This window comes from Acinetobacter sp. V115_6 (assembly GCF_031799025.1).
Lineage (GTDB): Bacteria > Pseudomonadota > Gammaproteobacteria > Pseudomonadales > Moraxellaceae > Acinetobacter > Acinetobacter pittii.
Genome location: NZ_JAVQNO010000012.1, coordinates 55375 through 69533 on the forward strand (window position 1 = coordinate 55375; position 14159 = coordinate 69533).

Annotated in this window: 14 protein-coding genes and 1 riboswitch; of the genes, 7 read left to right on the top strand and 7 right to left on the bottom strand. The window is 39.3% G+C overall.

The annotated features are described in order from the left end of the window. The first annotated feature begins 21 nt into the window (after nucleotides 1-21). The gene (locus RMA94_RS01545; RefSeq protein WP_002116101.1) at nucleotides 22-708 is read left to right on the top strand and encodes a response regulator; all 687 of its coding nucleotides are present in this window, start codon (nucleotides 22-24) and stop codon (nucleotides 706-708) included. Between the two features lie 70 nt (nucleotides 709-778). On the opposite strand, the gene RMA94_RS01550 is transcribed toward RMA94_RS01545, so the two are convergent. The 3 genes from RMA94_RS01550 to RMA94_RS01560 all read right to left on the bottom strand — a co-directional run bounded on the left by RMA94_RS01550 (nucleotide 779) and on the right by RMA94_RS01560 (nucleotide 4146). Further along, nucleotides 779-1360 (bottom strand): L,D-transpeptidase family protein, encoded by a 582-nt coding sequence (locus RMA94_RS01550; protein ID WP_311081557.1) that lies wholly within the window; start codon nucleotides 1358-1360, stop codon nucleotides 779-781. 71 nt (nucleotides 1361-1431) lie between these two features. Beyond that, nucleotides 1432-2874, bottom strand: a complete 1443-nt coding sequence (locus RMA94_RS01555; RefSeq protein WP_311081558.1) for a protein adenylyltransferase SelO family protein — start codon at nucleotides 2872-2874, stop codon at nucleotides 1432-1434. A gap of 99 nt (nucleotides 2875-2973) precedes the next feature. Beyond that, nucleotides 2974-4146 (bottom strand): acyl-CoA desaturase, encoded by a 1173-nt coding sequence (locus tag RMA94_RS01560; RefSeq protein WP_002116208.1) that lies wholly within the window; start codon nucleotides 4144-4146, stop codon nucleotides 2974-2976. Between the two features lie 208 nt (nucleotides 4147-4354). Between RMA94_RS01560 and RMA94_RS01565 the strand changes: the two genes are divergently transcribed. Then, a complete protein-coding gene (locus RMA94_RS01565) occupies nucleotides 4355-4888 on the top strand; it encodes an META domain-containing protein (protein ID WP_005064230.1) in 534 nt (177 codons plus the stop codon). A 27-nt stretch (nucleotides 4889-4915) separates the two neighbouring features. Here the strand turns inward: RMA94_RS01565 and RMA94_RS01570 are convergent, their stop codons facing one another. The 3 genes from RMA94_RS01570 to RMA94_RS01580 form a co-directional block, all read right to left on the bottom strand. Next, complete coding sequence (locus RMA94_RS01570) at nucleotides 4916-5629, bottom strand: glycerophosphodiester phosphodiesterase (protein ID WP_311081561.1); 714 nt, start codon at nucleotides 5627-5629, stop codon at nucleotides 4916-4918. A gap of 75 nt (nucleotides 5630-5704) precedes the next feature. Continuing rightward, complete coding sequence (locus RMA94_RS01575; protein WP_311081563.1) at nucleotides 5705-6283, bottom strand: cob(I)yrinic acid a,c-diamide adenosyltransferase; 579 nt, start codon at nucleotides 6281-6283, stop codon at nucleotides 5705-5707. A 95-nt stretch (nucleotides 6284-6378) separates the two neighbouring features. Beyond that, nucleotides 6379-8250 carry a TonB-dependent siderophore receptor gene (locus RMA94_RS01580; protein WP_086393585.1) on the bottom strand — a complete coding sequence of 624 codons (1872 nt, stop codon included), beginning with the start codon at nucleotides 8248-8250 and terminating at the stop codon, nucleotides 6379-6381. A 35-nt stretch (nucleotides 8251-8285) separates the two neighbouring features. Further along, nucleotides 8286-8493: riboswitch (cobalamin riboswitch) on the bottom strand. A gap of 126 nt (nucleotides 8494-8619) precedes the next feature. Here RMA94_RS01580 and RMA94_RS01585 point away from each other — a divergent pair. From RMA94_RS01585 to RMA94_RS01600, 4 genes are read left to right on the top strand one after another with little or no spacing between them, the layout of a single operon-like run. Beyond that, nucleotides 8620-9288 (top strand): phosphoribosylanthranilate isomerase, encoded by a 669-nt coding sequence (locus RMA94_RS01585; RefSeq protein ID WP_311081565.1) that lies wholly within the window; start codon nucleotides 8620-8622, stop codon nucleotides 9286-9288. Beyond that, complete coding sequence (gene trpB, locus RMA94_RS01590; protein ID WP_003655197.1) at nucleotides 9263-10492, top strand: tryptophan synthase subunit beta; 1230 nt, start codon at nucleotides 9263-9265, stop codon at nucleotides 10490-10492. Before RMA94_RS01585 ends, trpB begins: the two co-directional genes overlap by 26 nt. A 12-nt stretch (nucleotides 10493-10504) precedes the next feature. Next, the gene (locus RMA94_RS01595; protein WP_311081566.1) at nucleotides 10505-11017 is read left to right on the top strand and encodes a DUF1543 domain-containing protein; all 513 of its coding nucleotides are present in this window, start codon (nucleotides 10505-10507) and stop codon (nucleotides 11015-11017) included. 37 nt (nucleotides 11018-11054) lie between these two features. Then, nucleotides 11055-12050, top strand: a complete 996-nt coding sequence (locus tag RMA94_RS01600) for a DUF2804 domain-containing protein (RefSeq protein ID WP_311081568.1) — start codon at nucleotides 11055-11057, stop codon at nucleotides 12048-12050. Between the two features lie 8 nt (nucleotides 12051-12058). Here the strand turns inward: RMA94_RS01600 and RMA94_RS01605 are convergent, their stop codons facing one another. Beyond that, complete coding sequence (locus RMA94_RS01605) at nucleotides 12059-12934, bottom strand: metal-dependent hydrolase (RefSeq protein WP_005050101.1); 876 nt, start codon at nucleotides 12932-12934, stop codon at nucleotides 12059-12061. 121 nt (nucleotides 12935-13055) lie between these two features. On the opposite strand from RMA94_RS01605, the gene RMA94_RS01610 reads away from it, so the two are divergent. Beyond that, on the top strand, nucleotides 13056-14105 hold the full coding sequence (locus RMA94_RS01610; RefSeq protein ID WP_311081569.1) for an AraC family transcriptional regulator ligand-binding domain-containing protein: 1050 nt from the start codon (nucleotides 13056-13058) through the stop codon (nucleotides 14103-14105). Nucleotides 14106-14159 lie beyond the last annotated feature (54 nt).

Sequence of the window (14159 nt, forward strand, 5' to 3'; positions counted from 1 at the left end):
ATATAAAAGGGAAAATATCTCATGAAACATGTGATGTTGGTTGAAGATGAAGTCGAATTAGCGCATTTGGTGCGTGATTATCTTGAAGCTGCCGGTTTTGAAGTAAGTATGTTTCATGATGGTCAAGATGCCTATGCAAGTTTCCAGCAACGTAAACCAAATTTGATGATTCTGGACTTAATGGTTCCACGAATGGATGGTTTAACGATTTGCCGTAAAGTTCGTGAACAGTCAGATTTACCGATTATTATGGTCACTGCCCGTACCGAAGAAATTGACCGAGTATTAGGTCTTAACATGGGCGCTGATGATTACGTATGTAAACCATTTAGCCCAAAAGAGTTGGTGGCTCGTGTACAAGCTGTGCTACGCCGTTTAGAGCGTAAAGCAGAGCCTGAGCAAAATGATTCTTTCCGAATTGATAAAGCACAACAAAGAATTTGGTATCAACAAAAATCGTTGAGCTTAACGCCAACCGAATTTCGCTTACTTGAGCTATTTTTAGAGCATGTGGGGCAAGTTTATTCACGTGCACAATTATTGGATCATATTAATCCAGATAGCTTTGATGTTGCCGATCGTGTGATTGACAGCCATATCAAAAACTTGCGCCGAAAAATTAGTGAAGCAGCAGAAACTGGTAACCGCCATGAGTGGATTCAAGCAGTTTATGGTGTAGGTTATCGCTTCGAATATCCTGAAGAGTAAGTCTTCATAAAAGTTATTCTGTGGATAACCACAATGTTATCCACAGAAAATGTGGATAGTTTTAAAGATTTTATGGATAAATTATAATCTTGGTTTGATTGGGTACCAATTGCCAAATTTCATCTATATCTACATTTCTAACCGCGATACATCCTAACGTCCAATCCTTATGGGGCATATAAGTCGAGCTAAAAGGCATCGAGAGTAATGATTTCGGAACAGATCCATGAATCATGATATCTCCTCCTGTTGGTTGATGATGTTGCTTGGCATAAGCAATATCTTTCGCATTGGGATAGGAAATATGCAAAGATTTATAGTAAGCACTTTGTGAGTTTCGCCAATCTATAGAATAAATCCCTTCAGGTGTTCTACCATCATTTTCAAAGTGTTTATGTCCTTTGGGATTAAAGCCGAGACGAATCGGATATTGCCGAATCACGTCCTGATTACTCTTGAGCAGAAGTAGGCGTTGGTTTTTAAACACTTCAATTGAGGTGACGGGCTTTGTCTTGATTAGTTCCAAGATCTCTTTACTTGAAAGCGCTTTATGGGATGAGGTAAAAGTCGGTAAAAATTTTTCATATTTATAAAAAGCGATTCCGAGTGGAACTATAAGAAGTGTACAAATAATGATAGGTCTAATTTTCATATATTATTTTTTATACTCAATGAACTCTCTTAAGTGTTGAGAATGACTTAAGAGAGTTTAGTTTTTTAATATTAAGATGAACAGCTTACTGCTACATCTGGAACATCACTTGGTAATGGTCCTAAGTCTTGTGGTTGCTCAAGCTCTGGTTGTCTTGTGTATGGGTGATTAAGTAGCTTAAATAAACGATCTACTTCACTAAAATCATCTCGTTCAGCTGCTTCAATAGCACGCTGTGCCATATGATTACGTAAAATATAAATCGGATTTGCTTTTTGCATATTTGCATCAAGTTCATCAGTATCTTGATGTTCACGAATACTTTGATATTGGCTAAGAAACTCATCAAACTGTCGAATATCAAGGCAATCATCTCGTAGAGTTTTATATTCTTTATTTTGAAGACGAATAAAACTTTGAGTGTAATCGAGTTGTTCAGTTTGTAAGATTCTTAAAAACGCAAAACTACAATCAAGGCTGTCTTTGTGGAAATGGGGAAGTCCCATTTTTTGACATAAACCTTGTCCATAGTGTTCTAAAAAGATTGGTTCAAATTGTTCTAAGCAACGTGCTAACTCTTCTTTAAACTTATCTTTTTGTTCAGGTTCAGCGAGAGGAATTAAGTTGTTTAGCCACGTCCATAAGTTCCAATGGCCTATACTTGGTTGATTTTGGTAAGTATAACGACCTTGATAATCTGAGTGGTTGTTGATCCAGTTCGGGCGAAAACGCTCCATAAAGCCATATGGACCAAAATCGAGTGTTGAACCTGTAATATTTAAGTTATCGGTATTCATAACGCCATGAGCAAACCCAACCAATTGCCATTTCGCAATCATAATTGCAGTCCGTTCAACTACCTTTTTGGCAAAGGATAAAATTGGATTTTCAGTTTCTAAGCATTCTGGATAATGCCATTCAATACATTTTTGAGTGAATTCTGGTAGCAATTCAGGCGCATATTGATTAATCCATTCGAAGTGTCCTAAACGAATATGACATTCAGATGTTCTAAGTAGCATTGCGCCTAACTCTAATTTTTCACGCTGTACGCCTTGAGTCGAGGTTGTAAAACCGACTGCATGACTAGATGCGACGCCTAAAGCATTTAAAGCATGTCCTGCTAAATATTCACGGACCACAGAACGTAATACTGCTCGCCCATCTCCCATTCTTGAATAAGGCGTAGGACCTGCACCTTTGAGATGAAGGTCGATGGTTTGGCCCTTTGTATTTAGTATTTGCGCAATGAGTAAGCCACGTCCATCGCCGAGTTGTCCTGCCCATTGTCCGAATTGGTGGCCAGCATAGACCATCGCAAGAGACGGAAATTCAGGGAATGTACGCTGTCCACTACAGATCTCAACCCATGCATTTTTATCGTCTTCTGACCATTGCAGTTCATCAGCCAAAGCACTGTTAAAATGTCCTGCTTTTGCACCACGTAAGGGTGATGGCTGCTGAACATGAAATAATTTAGACGGAAGTGAAGGGTAGAGCGGATTAAACTGCATAGGCTTAGCAAAATAGAGAGAGCGAATTTCACTATAACACAGTTAAAAAGCAGGCATAAAAATAGCTCCCGAAAGAGCTATTTTAGATCAGAATTTATTTTAGTCTGACACCACGTTGGTATTCTTTTTAACACTACGCATAAGTGTTTCTAAGCATTCGCGGTGATGACTTAAACGGTGTTCAAGCAATTGGAAATCAACTTTAAGCTTATGATCCATTCTATGAATCTTTTCAGCCATTGCTGCTTTTTTCGCTTGTAACTCTTGTTCTTTAAGTTTTGCCCAATCATTTAATGTGTGTGTAAATGCTTCGTACTCTTGTGCAATACGTTGCTTCATTTGAGTAATGTCTGCATTTACATCATGACCATAAATAGCGAGGTCTTGTTCAGCGTATTTAAATTTCATCGCCAGTTCTGCTTTTTTAATATTAAAGCTTGGAATACGACGTAAATTTTTAGCTAAACCAATTTTAGAACATGACCAGATTAACCATTTTGTTGGGTCATATTGCCACCATTTCACACCATTACGATAGTCGTATTGGAAGATATGGTGATAGTTGTGGTAACCCTCGCCCCAAGTGGCAATGGCTAACCAGAAATTATCACGTGCTGAGTTTTCGTCTGTATAAGGACGTTTACCAAACATATGGCAAAGCGAGTTAATAAAGAATGTAACTTGATGGCTAATGATTAAACGTAACAAACCACCTAAAAGGACTACACCCCATAGGTCGCCAGTTGCCCAACCGATTAAACCTAAAATACCAACATGAACTGCAACTACAAGTAGCGCGTAATATTTATGCTGGAACATGACCAATTTATCATTGAGTAGGTCTGGTGCATTTTTAAAGTCTGGCTCAGATGGTGAATGATCGCGGATCATCCAACCCATATGGGCATACCAAAAACCACGCTCAATCGAATACGGATCTTCATCAACATCATCAACATGTCGATGGTGAGTACGGTGACCAGATGCCCAGAACAAAATACTATTTTGCACGGCAAATGTTCCACCGATCATTAAAAGAATTTTAAGCGGTAACGACGCTTCATAAGCTCGGTGAGCCCAAAGGCGATGGTAACCAGCAGTAATCCCCATACTACTTAGAGCTAAAAGAAAAAATAAGCTTACCCATGCGCTTACACTAAAATCATAATAATACGCATAAATCGGGATTATGATTGCGGCAAGAATTGGTAAACCAATTAAGGTAATGCTAGCGGTCCAGTTAATTGGGGCTTTGAGTGGGGCGGAAGTCATATCCGGCAGCGCTCCTAGAATCCTTGTGAAACAAGGTACAAAGACAAAACGACATAGCAAAACCAATCATCAAGATATATTGCTATTCTATCCTTCATATTAGCACGTGCTTAGTGAGAATCACTAGCATTATTGTACAGATGTATTGAAAGAACCGTAACAGAATTAAACTATGTCAAAGAGTTTTTCAAGCAGGAGAAGTTGTTTAATGAACGTACAACGATTGAAAAAAAAGAACAGCATTGATATTTCAAGAAAATTATCATTGAAGTGTGTCTTGGTCACAATCAGTCTTGTATTAGCCGCATGTCAAAGTGCACCCGAACAAACTACGAAAAAAGTTCAAACAAAAAGAACAGTTCATCAGACTCAAACCCCTATTGTAAAAAAGCGAGTGAGTCCAGATGGCATTCAAGATATTGATTGGCAGATCACTCAGATCAGTGGTCATAAGGCAAAATTTTTTAACCAATGGCCAACCCTTTCACTGAACTCAGCAGTCAAAACAGTATCGGGACATACTGGCTGTAATGCTGTTTTTGGCCGTTACACCTTTAATTTCAGCCAGCAAAAACTTGATATGCAAGTAAATGCAGGTCATTCAAGTTGTGATGGTGCTTTGGCTCAAGAAGCAGAGCTGGTAGATGCTTTGCAACGTATTCAACGCTTCCAACTCGTAGGTAATACGCTATATCTACTTGACCAGAGTGGTCAGCGCCTCATTCAGGCACAAAAGAAATAAAAGGTGGTTTTACCACCTTTTTTATATTTATAGGGCTTCTAACATCGTAGTTGGAATATCTGTAATTAAGCCCTGAATCTCTAAATCACGCAGCCTTTTTGCTCTTTCTACATCATTGACTGTCCACACACTAATGTTCAAACCAGCTTGAAGTGATAATTGAATCATTTCATCTGTTGCCAGTTGGTCGTGCCAACCAATATGACCGCAACCATATTGATGCGCGAGTTCAATTGCCGTTGCTCCAACAGGAAGTTCAACTAACAATCCGCGTTTAAATTGAGAGTTGATATCGCGTAAGGCTGTTAGAATTTGAAGGTCAAAACTTGTGATGGTGACGACTTTTTCAAAGCCCTGTAATTCCGTCTCAAGCTTTTGAACGAGTTTTTCGGCCAACGCCATATCTCTTACAGCTTTAACTTCAACTTCAATATGATCGAAGTTATCAAGTAAGTTTAAAACGGCTGTGAGTGTAGGTGTTGGCTCTGAATTTGGCCAGTCAGGCCAGTTTTGACGATGGTCAAATGATAACGCTTGAGCCAAAGTCGATTGCTCTACAATTTGATCGACTCCGGCTGTACGCAAAAAATTGTCATCATGAATAACAACTAACTCTTGGTCTTGAAGCTGACGAATATCGAATTCGACACCACGAATACCTAAATTTTTTATGTGCTGAAACCCACCAAGTGTATTTTCAGGAGCTTCTCGGCGTGCACCACGATGACCAATAATGCGCATAATTTTCTTCTATGAAATCTTTTGATTATGGTCTCTTTAAAAAAGAGCAGAGACCATGTTTAATCTAATCTATTTTTAAATAATCTCATTAATATTTTTTTGCCAAAGCACTTCTTGCCCGCCTTCGGCACGCTGTAAAGCACGCGATGCGACAAATAACCAGTCAGATAGACGGTTTAAAAGTTGGAGTGCTGTAGCTTGAATATTTTGATCACGAGTTTGTACTGACATGAGCGATCGTTCTGCACGACGACAAACGGCACGAGCTTGATGAGCGTAACTGCACGATAAAGTGCCAGACGGTAGAATGAATTCTTTCAACATAGGCAAATCTTCATTCATACGGTCAATTTCTTTTTCAAGAAATTCAATACAAACGGGCTGGAGTAGATGGTAATTTGGAATACAAACTTCTCCACCTAAGTCGAATAGCCAATGTTGAATCAAACTTAAGCTTTTATCCCAAGTGGCCTTATCAGTTACTTGGCTATCTGTGATTTGAGCACGAAGTACCCCAATAATGGCATTGAGTTCATCAACATCACCAAGCGCGGCTACTCGTAAGTCATCCTTGGCAACACGAGAACCATCGCCTAAACCAGTGGTGCCTGAGTCGCCTGTACGTGTATAGATCTTGCTTAAACGGTGTCCCATGATGGATATCCTGAACATAAAAAAGGGATAATGTCGGTCAGAACATTACCCCGAAACTGGAGTTAAGAAAATATTTTTATAGTTGGAGTGAGAAATTAATAACGGAAAGTGACTCCAACAGAAGCTTGGCGGCCACCATTAATGTAATAGTAACCGCTACCATAAGCTGTAGTCTCATATTGAACATCACCAATATTTTGGATGTTTGTAAATAGTTTTATATTGGGATTCACATTCCAAAATGCATTCACATCGACAGTAGCATAGCCTGAGATTGCACTATTTTTAGGTCTAGATTTTGCAGAAAGTGACGTGCTTATGCCATAAACTTCGTTTTGTAAACCAGCAGTCAGCGTCAGACTTTGACGTGAACGACGACTTAAATCTTGATCTGTCTCTTTATCTTTAGGCTGAACGTATGCATAAGACAGGTGAGTAAATAATTCATCATTTACCCAATTTAGATTGAATTCACCACCTGTAAAGGTTGCTTTTTTGACATTGTATAATCTGCCTTCATATGTAATTGGATCTGTAACAAATGTAATTAAATCATCAACTTCATTACGATATGCAGATAATCCTAAACTTAACTGATCAGTAATTTTTTGATCTAAACCAATTTCATAAGAAACACTTTCTTCAGGCTTTAAATTAGGATTTCCCCCCCAATTAAGTGCATAAAGATCATTGTTGGTTGGTGCACGAAATGCTGTACCGATATTAGTATAAATACTTGTAGTAGGTAAAACTTGATAGCGAACAGCGGCTTGTCCAACAGTATGAGTGCCAAATGTTTCGTGATCCTCTACACGTAAACCTAATTGGGTGTGGAGTTTATTGGATTGATATTGATGCTGTACGAAATAGCCCGTACTGTCGACCTCTTTATTATAATCAACTTCATAGGGAGCAGTACCTGAAAGGACATCAGACTTTATATTTTTAGTTGCAACGCCTGCTAAAATATTCTGATTTGGTGTAAATTGCCACTTGCTATAAAGTTCAGCTTCTTTTGTTGTGTTATAGATAGCATCGTGTGAGTCATTTTGTTTTAAGTCATCTTTAAATTGTGATAAGCGCGCATTCACTGATACGTTATCATTAATGTTTACACGACCTTTAATATTAATGATCTCATTCTTAAAATCTTGAGATACATTCTTTAATCCTAGTAAAGTATAATTGGCGTCTTGAATGGATTGGACATATACAGAATTACCTTGGTTTTGTGAATAGTCTACAGAGGCAGCATACTGTTCTTTTTCAACACCAATTTTTGTACTAAATCCTTTTTGATCATAAGATCCAGTTTTTACATTAGCATTTTTAAAGTCTGTAACTTGAGTACCATCAGATTCTAAACGTTGTCCACGAATTTGTGCATAGAATCCATTTTCAGCGAGATCAGCACCGACCACAGATTTATAAGTATTTTGTTCACCTATTTCACCAGTGATGAAAGCACCAGTTTTCTCAGGGGTTTTTGAAATTAGTTGTACTACCCCTCCAATAGCATCTGTACCATATAAAACAGATGCTGGCCCTTTTAATACTTCAATTTGTTTAATATCTGTTGTGTCAATAAAAGCCAATGATGCAGAGCCAGCAGAACCTGTATTTAAACGAACACCATCACGAAGTACTAGTGTATGGGTTGAATTTGTACCACGTGTAAAGATAGATGCCGCTTGCCCGTAACCACCATATTGCATCATATCAATAGAGGCATCACTCATAAGTAAGTGTGGTAGCTCTGCGATTGGTGATTGTTCAAGTATCTGTGGCTCAATAATTGAGATACGAGCGGGTACATTTTTAATTTTTTCTTCTGAACGAGTGGCAGTCACTACAATTGGATCAAGCTGAGTTACATTCGTTGTATCTTCAGCAAAAATAACAGGTGAAAACCCCATCGCAATAGCGATAGCCCCTACCAGACGAGTAGGTTGAAAAGACTTAGACATAACATGCTCCATACATTCACCCCACGTGAATGATCGGGTAGATAGATGAAACAAGTAGGTCTCCGGACTTCAGCGCCATATGTATGTTATGGACATATTCACCTTCCCACATTACTGCAGTGGTGTAAGTCGAGAACGACTTAAAAAATATGCTTTACATTGTTACCGTTGCGGGGGCAGTGCCGGACTTTCACCAGCTTCCCTAAAGCATGAATTGCTTACACTTGCTTCCAATTTTACGCAGTATAAAGTGGCGATTTACTTCATACAATGTCATTTGGAGCAATTCCCAGAGAACTTTTACGCAAGGGACAAAAATTGCATTACAATGGCGCTTATTTTAAGAAATGGTTGTAGTTTAGGCAGATCATGAGCCAATCAAACCAAAAACGTACACGAGCAAAAATCTGTGGAATTACTCGCATTCAAGATGTTCAGTCAGTAGTTGTGGCTGGAGCTGATGCAATTGGTTTTGTATTTTTTCCACCAAGTCCAAGACATGTCACACTCGAGCAGGCACAAGAACTAGTTAAACTTATTCCTCCTTATGTACAACTTGTTGGTTTGTTTGTGAATGCAAGTGCTACTGAGATTCAGTCAGTACTTGATTGTGTTCCCCTAGATGTATTACAACTACATGGCGACGAAACTCCAGCACAATGTCAGGAGATAGCTCGCCATTGTAAGCGTCGCTGGTATAAAGCGATTCAGGTTAAGCCTGACCTTGATGTTATTGCTGAAATTCAAAAATATCAGGCGGCTGGAGCCAGTGCTGTCTTGCTCGATGCGTGGCATCCTGAGCTTAAAGGAGGCACAGGACATCAGTTTGACTGGTCTAAATTTCCAAAACTTGATATTCCACTAATCTTGGCAGGTGGTTTAACCCCTGACAATGTCATTGACGCTATTCATACTACCGGTGCTTTTGCAGTAGATGTGAGCGGAGGCGTAGAGTCCGCAAAAGGTATAAAAGACCAACAACTCATTGAACGATTTATGCAAGGAGTCCAACGTGGATCAGCAAAACAATGTGATTGACTATACACAGTACCCAGATGCTGCAGGGCATTTCGGTATCCATGGCGGACGTTTTGTGTCAGAAACTCTAATGGCGGCATTAGAAGATTTAGAAAATCTCTATTCCCGCATGAAAAATGATGAACAGTTTCTGGCAGAATTCGACCGCGATCTCGCCTACTATGTAGGTCGTCCTAGTCCACTTTATTATGCTGAGCGATGGTCAAAAGAGTTAGGTGGTGCACAAATTTACCTTAAACGTGAAGACTTGAACCATACAGGCTCACATAAGGTAAACAACACGATTGGTCAGGCGCTATTGGCAAAGCTTTCTGGTAAAAAACGTATTATTGCCGAGACTGGTGCAGGGCAGCATGGTGTGGCAACTGCAACAATTGCAGCGCGTTTGGGCCTTGAATGTGTTGTTTACATGGGTGCTGAAGACGTTAAGCGTCAAGCGATGAACGTTTATCGTATGCGTTTATTGGGCGCGACTGTTGTGCCGGTGCAAAGTGGCTCAAAAACGCTTAAAGATGCCATGAACGAAGCGATGCGTGACTGGGTAACCAATGTTGATAGTACTTACTATGTGATTGGTACGGTGGCAGGTCCTCACCCATACCCACAACTTGTACGTGATTTCCAGTCAATTATTGGGCGTGAAGCGCGTAAACAGATTTTGGAACAAGCGGGTCGCTTACCAGATGCATTGGTTGCTTGTGTCGGTGGCGGTTCAAATGCAATGGGCTTGTTCTATCCGTTTTTAAACGATGCCAATGTAAAAATGTATGGTGTTGAAGCTGCTGGTTTTGGTATTGAAACTGGTAAACACTCTGCGCCGTTAAATGCAGGTCACGTTGGCGTGTTACATGGTAACCGTACTTACTTGATGAGTGATGAACAAGGTCAGATTATCGAAACACATAGTATCTCAGCAGGCTTAGATTATCCGGGTGTTGGTCCTGAACACAGCTTCTTGAAAGATATGAAGCGTGTTGAGTATGTGCCGATTAACGATACAGAGGCTCTACAAGGTTTCCGTGATTTAACCAAAATTGAAGGAATTATTCCTGCTCTTGAAAGCTCACATGCCATGGCTTATGTCTCTAAGCTTGCACCAACGATGTCTAAAGATCAGATTATTATTGCGACTGTTTCAGGCCGTGGTGATAAAGATTTAATGACTGTTGCACGCATTGATGGCGTAGAAATGGTTGAGATGTAAGCGGGAATAAAAATGCCAAGTCTGTTTATGGTAATGTTGGGTGGGCGTCATGCACGCGCAAATACAGAAGTTCATGATGTTGTCATGGCTGTAGGAGATACTTTGGAAGAAGTTTATCCTCAACTTAAACAGGTTTGGTTTGGTGAGGCTCAAGGATTACATATTGATGCTTGGGCCAAGCTCTCTGGTGTTTACTCTCAAGGGAAAAATTATCAAATTCATTTTACAGATGCAGCACCCAAACCAGATGATTTAAAATTATATTTAATTAATCTGGGCGGATATAATGCTCATGAGTTCGGTGAGTTCCATCGGTATGAGTTTGTTGTTGCACCCAATGCCGTTATTGCAAAACAATTGGGTAAACAATTTATAGATCAACAGTGGCAAAAAGCGCATACAGATCGAGTCATTGATATTGATGACTGCTTAGCGATAGATTGTGTAGCAGGGCGCTATATTCATTTAATAAAAGGCGATTTTGCTGCAACAGTTTGGGAAAATACGTATTTGACTGTGGTATAGGTCATTTGAAATCTAATATTCATATGGAAGTGGGTAAATGGATTTAATTCAAGAAAATGGACAGCCTCGTTATGGGCGTTTTGAATCTGTACCGTCAACCATTCATGTACAACATTATATTTATAAAACCCCTTATGGTAAGGTCTTAAAAGGCTGGCGTAAGCAATTAAAATACAAGAAATTTAAATTCTGTGGCATTCAACATAAACACTATAGTATTGGTCTAGCAATTGCAGATATCGGCTGGGTCGGTCATGGTTTTTTCTATATTTATGATCATGAAACCCAGCAGGTCATTGAATGGAATGCGATTCGGCCTTTAGGGCATAAAACCTATCTTGATGAACAGCCGTTGTTTAATCAAAGCTATTTTTCTAAATCGCCTTATCAATTTGATATTCAGCATGCGAATGGTGTGCGGTACATTCGAGTCACTAAATATGGTGAGATTAAACTCAGTGCTCGGATTTTTTGTGCTGGCACCGATATATTAAGTTTGTGTACACCGACAGGAATTAATGGTTGGACCTATACTCAAAAGCAGACGACGCTGGGTGTAGAAGGGATGTTTATTAATAAACAAAACCAAGTTGTACAATTTGATGAAAAGACTTTTGCATCTTTAGACGATACTTGTGGTTTTTTGCGACCTGAAACGGCTTGGTTCTGGCTTTCATGTAATTTCTGGGATGAGCAAGGGCGGCGTATTGGTTTAAATTTAGCTTCTGGTGTTAATGAAAGTTTTGGTAATGAAAACTGTTTATGGATTAATGGGGTTTTATTTCCATTAACTGATGTTTTATTTGAAAAAGTAAATGATGAACTTTGGCAAATTAGTTCTCTAGATCAAAAGCTTAATCTGCAAATCCATATTGGTTGGTGTAGATACGAAAATATTAATTTAAGAATGATTGGAAGCCAGTTCAATCAGTGGCAAGCTAAAATTAGTGGCACGATTGAGCATGAGGCAACCGATATAATCACTTGCAATGAGCAATATGGTTTACTAGAACAACATTATGCAAAATGGTAACAAGCAGGTTATAAACCTGCTTGCCAAAATGCTTCGCCAGCTGCAATTGGGTCATTTGTCTTTTCGAGTGTTTCAATCCAAACAGGATATTGACGAATTACCGGATGCTGACTTGGATGAAAATCTTTTTTAAACCAGTCTAGATATTGGCTTTTCATGGCTGTTAATGTGCCATTTTTACCGAAAAACCAAGGCAAACCTTTAAGTGTCATCAACAGTCTTTCTCTAGAACTAAAACCATCACATTTCAACATGACATTGGTGCGATAAAGCGTAAAACCAAACATCAATACTGTTGTAGCAACTAATACAAAGCGACGTGTTGACTCTGGTACTTCACCGACTTGTTTCATTACATCAAATGCAACATCTCGATGCTCCATCTCTTCAATGGCATGCCATGCAAACAGCGCTCGAACATACGGATGCGCATTTTCCAATGTTTTTTTGTTGCTATAAAACGTTTCTGCCATTAAAGCTGTTAAATGTTCGGCAGCAGCAGTCATGGCAATGTTGTATTGAGGTGAGCGTTTTGTCAGTTCAAAACGGAAAATCCTTTTGAGGGTGGTTGTGAACTGGTCAACGGGCATGCCTTGCTCTTTCATGATCTGATTCATTTTGTCATGAGCAATACCGTGTTGGGCTTCTTGTTTAATAAAGTCCACAACTCGTCTTTGTAGTTCTGGATCATCAATTTTGTCACGGAACATACGAACACATTCGATAAAATAACGCTCTCCATCTGGAAAGGTTAAGCTGAGTGCATCGAACATACGAGTCAAAAAAGGATCATTATTAAACCAAAAGCGAGGTGCTTCGTTTAAATGAAAATCTAGATCTTTACGAACCACTGGATCGACCTGATAAGAAACATGTGCGTTCATATTTTTATTTCTCGCATCTAACTTGTTCACTAGTATGTCGCGACTGGTCGGCTTTGTTTTGACAGTTATTGCCAATTTTTATACAGTTTACGACAAGGTGGCAGTAAAAAAAGGATGCGCCATGCAGGAATTTACGATTTCAAATGGTTATTTTTACCTTTGGAATACTTACTTAAAAGAAAAGGGGATGGACTGGCAGGCATTAAATCTAACAGATGTTCAAGTTCGCCAAGTTCAAAACATTTTATCTGCATCTATCGATGCTCAATCACCTTTAACTTTTTTTCTTGAGCTTTTAGAGCTGACCGAATCTCGACTACAAGTTTCCAATTTAGCTTTGGAAATGGCAACTTGTATTACACCTGCCAATTTTGGTGTATTGGGCTATATGGCATCCCGAAGTGGTAGCTTTGCAGAGGTTCTTGAATATATCATGAAGTTTCACCGTCTGGTGATTGACGGTGAGCAAGTCGTGCCTATGCAAATCGAGCAAGATGCTTCTAAAATTCGTTTGTATTGGCCGTTGGTTGATGACAGTAATATCATACTTTGTGAATTGACCTTGGCAGCTATGGTACAACTTGCTAAACAAATAGCCCCACTGCATGATTTTCTCTTGCAACAAGTTGAGTTTGTGCACAGCGCACGTGGTCCGTTAGTGCACTATCAGCGTTTCTTTCAATGCAAATTATCATTTGGAAAACCTTACTATGCATTAACTTTTGCAAGTGAGGGACTAAGTATTCGCCCTCAACATGCAGACCCGACCTTAATGCAACTTTTGGTGAAACAGGCAGAAGAGGCGTTAGCTCAGCGTAAAATACAAACAGATTTAGCTCAGCAAATACATTGGATCGTGCATGAATATTTTAAGCAAAGACAGCAAGCGCCAAAAATAGAAGATATTGCTATTGAGTTGAATATTTCAGTAAGAAGCTTACAACGCCAGCTACAGTCATTAAACACTTCATTTAAATTAATTTTAGATGCAGAGCGTATGAGACGTTGTGAGATATTACTCAACCAAAATGCAAGCCTCACTTTAATTGCTGAACAGCTGGGATATTCGGATCAGTCGGCACTTGCACGGGCTCATAAAAATTTGACAGGACAAACTTTACTCATGCGGAAAAGGGAATTACAACTCGCCAATAAAAATATTGAGAAATAAGTTTTGCGTGATTGTTTTTTGATCTGATGGCGATCTAATAATGGCTCGAAAATA

What these genes read in the sequence shown, in the direction of transcription:
- RMA94_RS01545 (WP_002116101.1), top strand. Translation starts at nt 22, where the DNA reads ATGAAACATGTGATGTTGGTTGAAGATGAAGTCGAATTAGCGCATTTG.
- RMA94_RS01550 (WP_311081557.1), bottom strand. Translation starts at nt 1,360, where the DNA reads ATGAAAATTAGACCTATCATTATTTGTACACTTCTTATAGTTCCACTC.
- RMA94_RS01555 (WP_311081558.1), bottom strand. Translation starts at nt 2,874, where the DNA reads ATGCAGTTTAATCCGCTCTACCCTTCACTTCCGTCTAAATTATTTCAT.
- RMA94_RS01560 (WP_002116208.1), bottom strand. Translation starts at nt 4,146, where the DNA reads ATGACTTCCGCCCCACTCAAAGCCCCAATTAACTGGACCGCTAGCATT.
- RMA94_RS01565 (WP_005064230.1), top strand. Translation starts at nt 4,355, where the DNA reads ATGAACGTACAACGATTGAAAAAAAAGAACAGCATTGATATTTCAAGA.
- RMA94_RS01570 (WP_311081561.1), bottom strand. Translation starts at nt 5,629, where the DNA reads ATGCGCATTATTGGTCATCGTGGTGCACGCCGAGAAGCTCCTGAAAAT.
- RMA94_RS01575 (WP_311081563.1), bottom strand. Translation starts at nt 6,283, where the DNA reads ATGGGACACCGTTTAAGCAAGATCTATACACGTACAGGCGACTCAGGC.
- RMA94_RS01580 (WP_086393585.1), bottom strand. Translation starts at nt 8,250, where the DNA reads ATGTCTAAGTCTTTTCAACCTACTCGTCTGGTAGGGGCTATCGCTATT.
- RMA94_RS01585 (WP_311081565.1), top strand. Translation starts at nt 8,620, where the DNA reads ATGAGCCAATCAAACCAAAAACGTACACGAGCAAAAATCTGTGGAATT.
- RMA94_RS01595 (WP_311081566.1), top strand. Translation starts at nt 10,505, where the DNA reads ATGCCAAGTCTGTTTATGGTAATGTTGGGTGGGCGTCATGCACGCGCA.
- RMA94_RS01600 (WP_311081568.1), top strand. Translation starts at nt 11,055, where the DNA reads ATGGATTTAATTCAAGAAAATGGACAGCCTCGTTATGGGCGTTTTGAA.
- RMA94_RS01605 (WP_005050101.1), bottom strand. Translation starts at nt 12,934, where the DNA reads ATGAACGCACATGTTTCTTATCAGGTCGATCCAGTGGTTCGTAAAGAT.
- RMA94_RS01610 (WP_311081569.1), top strand. Translation starts at nt 13,056, where the DNA reads ATGCAGGAATTTACGATTTCAAATGGTTATTTTTACCTTTGGAATACT.